We start from the raw sequence: 5,228 nt of genomic DNA on the forward strand, positions 1-5,228 counted from the left end.
CCATTCTCGCGCATCGCCTCGTTGGTGTGGAGCTTGATCGAGCGCATCGCCCGGATCGACTCCATGAGGTACGTTTCCTCCTTGGCGCGGGCCATGATCTCTTCCTCGGTCCGGCGGCGGAGCCCCGGATAGAGGAGCGCCCACACGATAAGGTAGAGGACGGTGGTGCCGACCACGATCATGGTGAGAAGCGGGCTGATGATCGCCATCACGATCAGGGTCGTGATCGCCAGCACCGAGTCAATGAGGACGTTGACGATCCCCTGGCTGAGCAGGGCCTGGATCGGCTGGATCGAGCCGATGCGCGACAGCAGATCGCCGACGTGGCGCTTCTCGAAATAGCCGAGCGGGAGGCGGAGGAGGTGGCGGACGACGTTTCCGCCGAGCTGGAAGGACAGCGATTCGCCCAGCGTCAGCACCACCCATGATCGGAGCGCCTTGGTAACGCCGTTCAACGCATAGACGAGGCCGAAGCCGATCAGCAGCAGGAGCAGGAGGTTGGCATCGCCCTGCGCGATCCCCTCGTCGATCGTCAGCTGCATGAAGAATGGGATGATGAGCGCCGTCAGCTGCAGCAGCAGAGACAGGCCCAGCACCTGGATGAGCGCGCCGCGATAATTGGTGAGGCGGCTCCAGAGGTCGCTGAGCCTGGTCTTGGTCTGCGCCTCGATCGGCTGGAAATCCGAAGTCGGCGTGAGCTCCAGTGCGACGCCGGTGAAGTGGCGGCCGATCTCTTTCTGGGTCAGCGTCCGCCGCCCCACCGCCGGATCGACGATGACGACATTCTTCGAGCCGACCGATTCCAGCACCACGAAATGGTTGAGGTCCCAGTGCAGGAGCGCCGGCACCTGAAGCTTCGGCATCTCCTCCACCTCGAGCCGAAGCGCGCGGGGAGCGAGCTCGAGATCGGAGGCGACGCTCATCAGTTCGGCGAGCGTCGCGCCCTTGAGCGACACCGGATAGAGGTGCCGGAGGCCGGGCAGGTTGACCTTATGGCCGTGATGCTCGGCGATCATCGCAACGCAGGCGAGGCCGCACTCGGCTTCTTCCGACTGCAGCATCGGCTTGATGCGCTGCGACCAGGGCCATTCGATGCCGATCATGTGCGAAGCGCCGCTGCAATGGGGTTGAACAGGACTTCCCAGAGCCGGCGCCGCTCGAGCACCAGGTTGGCGGTGAGCGTCATTCCGGGGCGAAGCCGGGATTCGGCGCCGGACACGCGCGGCGCCACTTCATCGATGCGGACTCGGATTCGGAAGACGGGCTCCCGCACCTCAAGCGCCGGATCGATCGCGCTGGCCTCGATCGGAACGCGCGAGACGGCGGTGACGGTGCCGCGGCCGGCGCCGTATTTCTGGTATGGGAAGGCATCGAACTGGAGGCGAACTTCCTGTCCCACACGAACGAAGCCGACGGCGCGGCTCGGCGCATAGAGCCACACTTCGATCTGGCTGCCGCGGGGCACGATGGTGACGAGCGAGGTCTCGGGCCGGGCGCGCTGGCCGATCTGGACGCTGACGTCGCCGACCTCGCCCGCCACTGGGGCGGTGAGGGTCAGCTGGTCGGTTCGGACGAGCGCTGCCCGTTGCTCGGCGAGCGCCGCGCGCTGCGCGGAAAGCTGGGAGCCGCTCTGCGTCGCCGCAATCCGCCGCTGCAGGATCTGCGCGTCGATCGCACGAAGCGCCTCCTGCTGGTTGATGACGCGTTCGTTGATGCTTTCCACTTCGGCGCGGCGGGCGAGCACCGCGGCGCGCTGCTCCTCCACCTGGCGCTGGCTCCCGGCGCCTTCCGCGGCGAGCCGGGCGGCGCGGCGGACCGCGGCTTCCGCAAGGCCGATCTGCCCCGCGGCGAAGCTGCGCTGCCGCTCGAGCGATCCGATCGCGGCGGTAAGGCTCGCCCGCTGCCGGTCGAGGGCCTGCGTTTCGGCTGAACCGAGCTGCGAGGAGAGTTCGAGCTGGCGGGCAAGCTCCGCGTCCTGCCTTGCAAGCTCGCCCAGCTGGCTGCCGATGCCGCCGCGGCCCTGCGCAAGCGACACGGTGACCAGCGGGTCGCCGGCGTTCACATATTGGCCAGTGCGGACATGGACCTGGCGGATCTCGGCGGGAGCGTTCGGATAGACGCGCGCGATCCCGGCATCGTAGGAGACGGTTCCCCTCACCTGCTCGCGCGCCGCATGCTGGCCGAAGACCAGGATGAGGACGAGCGCGAGGAAGACCAGCATCAGCAGGGTCGCATAGACTCGGGAGCGCGGAGGCGTCGCGGCGACGACGGTGCCCGCCAGCCGGTCGCGCCCGGCCTCGATCACCTCTTGCCGGAACAATGGACTATTCATCTACCCGCGCGTCTTCCCGTTCGGTGCACTGGGAGGCGAGTAGCCGAAAGGGCTGAAAAGACGGTTAAGCCCGCCGCAACCGCGCCCGTTCAGCTTAGCCCGCTGTTTACCTAAGGCCGCTACAGGCGGTGGCGATGAAGAAGCACGTGGTCCTCGCACTCCCCGTCTGCCTCGCCGCCTGCGCACCCCAGATGCAGCTCGCGAAGGCGCCGCCGTTGCGCTCTTCGGATTGGCAGGCGTCGGAACCGTCGGCCCCACGTGCGACGAGCCTCGGCGCAGCATTCGGCTCCAACGCGCTCCAGGCGCTGATCGACCGGGCACTTTCGGCCAATGCCGATATCGGCGCGGCGCGGGCACGGGTTGCGCAGGCGCGGGCGCAGTTGAGGGGCGCGCGTGCCGCAATGCTTCCGGTCGTGAATGCCTCAGCGGGCCTCAGCGCCACCCAGACCGACAATACAGGCGGCTCCGCCTTCGATTTCAGCGCCGGCTCGGCCGGCGTGGATGTTTCCTGGGACGCCGACCTGTTCGGCCGCGCCCGCGCCGGCCGCCGGGCTGCGCTGAGCCGCGTCGAAGCGGCCGCCTTCGACCGAGACGCCGCGGCGCTCGCCGTCGAGGCCGAGGTGGCTCGCTCGTTCGTGCAACATGCGGTGCTGTCGGAGCGGATCGCGCTGCTGGACCGGAACCTTGCAAGCGCCCGCGAGCTCGACCGGATCATCCGCATCCGCCTTCGTGAGGGCGAAGGGACGAAGGTCGAGACCGGGCTTCAGAGCATCGAAGTGCGCCAGCTCGAAGCCGAACGGCTCCGCCTCACCGAGGCGCAGGTGCAGACGCGAAATGCGCTTGCGGTCCTGGTCGGGGAAGAAGCGCCGCTGTTCAGCGCTCCCGAAGCCGAGCTTGCCACCCTGACCGTGCCCGAGATCGGCTCAGGACAGCCCGCCGAATTGCTCGTCCGCCGCCCGGACGTCCGCGCCGCGGAGGCGCGGATCCGCGCCGCTTCGGGCGATGTCGAACAAGCCCGCGCCGCCTTCCTCCCGAATCTTACCCTCACCGCAAGCGCGCTCGGCCAGGCGGCAAGCCTCACCGGCCCCTACGGCCTGACGCTCGCGACGGGCGCTGCGCTGCTGGCGCCGATCTTCAACGGCGGCCGCCTCCGGGGCGAGTTCGCGCTCGCCACCGCGCAGCAGGCGGAGACGGTGCAGCTCTATCGCGGAGCGCTTCTGACGGCGCTCTCCGAGGCCGAGAATGCCCTGACCGCAGTCGAGAAATCGCGCGCGCGCCAGGCGCTCCTGGAGCAGGTGGTCGGGGAAGCGCGCACGACTGCCCGGCTGACGCGGCTCCAATATATCGAGGGCGAGGCGGACCTTCGCTTCATGATCGATGCGCAGCAGATGCTCGTGCAGGCAGAGGATGCGCTGGCGATCGCCACGCAGGAGCGGATGAACGCCGCAATCGACCTCTACCGAGCCCTCGGCGGAGCACCTCGCTCCTAATCGAACGGCCGGTCCAGCGATGGCGGCGGGGTTGAGAACCAGCGGGGCCCCCGCTCCGTCATGTAGATGCAGTCTTCGAGGCGGATGCCGAATTGGCCGGGGATGTAGATGCCGGGCTCGTCGGAAAAGCACATCCCGGACGCCAGCGGCGTCCGCTCCCCGCGGACCAGGTTGATCGGCTCGTGCCCCTCTAGGCCGATGCCGTGGCCGGTGCGGTGCGAGAGGCCGGGCAGCTTGTAATCGGGGCCGTAGCCGAGCTTCGTGTAATAAGCGCGGACGGCATCATCGACGCGGCCCGCGGGGACGCCGACCTGCGCCGTCTCGAACGCGATCTGCTGACCGCGGTGCATATGGTCCCAGACTTGCCGCTGGCGCTTCGTGGGCTCGCCGAACACGAAGGTGCGGGAGATGTCCGATTGGTAGCCCTGGACGGTGCATCCGCAGTCCATCAGGACGACCTCGCCTTCCCTGACCGCCTGCGGCTTGCCGGTGCCGTGCGGATAGGCGCTCGCCTCGCCGAGCAGCACGAGGGCGAATTCGGGGCGACCGCCGAGCGCGGTGGTCGCCGCATTCATGATCGCGCCGATCTCCGCCGGGGTCATGCCCTTCTCGATGCGCCGATAGGTGTGGCGGTAGGCGGCGATTGTGACGTCGCTCGCCAGCTGCATCAGCGCGATCTCCGCGGGCGATTTGATCATGCGGATCGCGCGCACCACCGGAGCGGCTGAGCGGATCCGCGCCTGCGGAAGCGCCCGCTGCAGCCCGTCGACCGCGAAATAGCGCACCGTCTCCTCGACGCCGATCGTGCCGGAGCCGAGCTTCCGCTCCTTGAGCCAGGCGCCGACGAGGGCGAGCGGATCCTGATGCTCGTTCCAAGTGCGCAGATCGGCCGGGACGGCGAGGCTCTCGCGGACGGATGGCTCCTCGAAAAACGGTGTGAACACGGCAATCCGGCCGCTCGCAGGAATGACGGCGGCGGTGAGGCGCTCGCTTCGGCTCCAGCGGACGCCGGTGAAATAGACGAGGCTCGCCCCGGGCTCGACCAGGATGGCGGAGAGGCCCTGCCGGCGCATCAGCTGCTGTGCGCGGGCGATCCGCGCCTCGCGCTCGGCCACTCCGATCGGCACCGCCCTGCCGGTGATCGGCTTCAGCTCCGGGTCGGCGAAGGCTCCCGCCGCGACGTCCGGAAGCATCGAAGCCGCCGCCGCCGCTCCCGCCGATGCCATGAAGTTCCGTCTGTTGAGGGCCATGCCGCCCGCTCCTCACTTGTCCGGGTCCGCGCCTGATCACACGGCTGGCGACGCTGCGCAATGGTCTGCCGGGGCGCAGGCCTGTTGCAGATGCGTCACAGCCCGAAGAACCTTTTCGAACGCATGGAAACGGCCGATGCTGACATGCGTTAATGA

Annotated in this window: 4 protein-coding genes; 1 reads left to right on the top strand and 3 read right to left on the bottom strand. The window is 68.6% G+C overall.

What is annotated here, in order from left to right; translation table 11 throughout:
• Both VF662_RS04395 and VF662_RS04400 read right to left on the bottom strand, forming a co-directional pair.
• Window positions 1-1,103 (bottom strand): cysteine peptidase family C39 domain-containing protein (locus VF662_RS04395; protein ID WP_464138118.1); only part of this gene is annotated, 1,103 nt, incomplete at its 3' end.
• Window positions 1,100-2,332: an HlyD family secretion protein gene (locus VF662_RS04400; protein ID WP_464138121.1), complete on the bottom strand. Its 1,233-nt coding sequence runs from the start codon at window positions 2,330-2,332 to the stop codon at window positions 1,100-1,102. The genes VF662_RS04395 and VF662_RS04400, both read right to left, overlap by 4 nt.
• Before the next feature lie 134 nt (window positions 2,333-2,466).
• On the opposite strand from VF662_RS04400, the gene VF662_RS04405 reads away from it, so the two are divergent.
• Entirely contained in the window at window positions 2,467-3,822 is a 1,356-nt protein-coding gene (locus tag VF662_RS04405; protein ID WP_464138123.1) for an efflux transporter outer membrane subunit, read from the top strand.
• On the opposite strand, the gene VF662_RS04410 is transcribed toward VF662_RS04405, so the two are convergent.
• Window positions 3,819-5,072, bottom strand: a complete 1,254-nt coding sequence (locus VF662_RS04410) for a M24 family metallopeptidase (RefSeq protein WP_464138125.1) — start codon at window positions 5,070-5,072, stop codon at window positions 3,819-3,821. The genes VF662_RS04405 and VF662_RS04410 overlap by 4 nt on opposite strands.
• Between the last annotated feature and the right edge of the window lie 156 nt (window positions 5,073-5,228).

This window comes from Allosphingosinicella sp. (assembly GCF_036387215.1).
Classification (GTDB): domain Bacteria; phylum Pseudomonadota; class Alphaproteobacteria; order Sphingomonadales; family Sphingomonadaceae; genus Allosphingosinicella.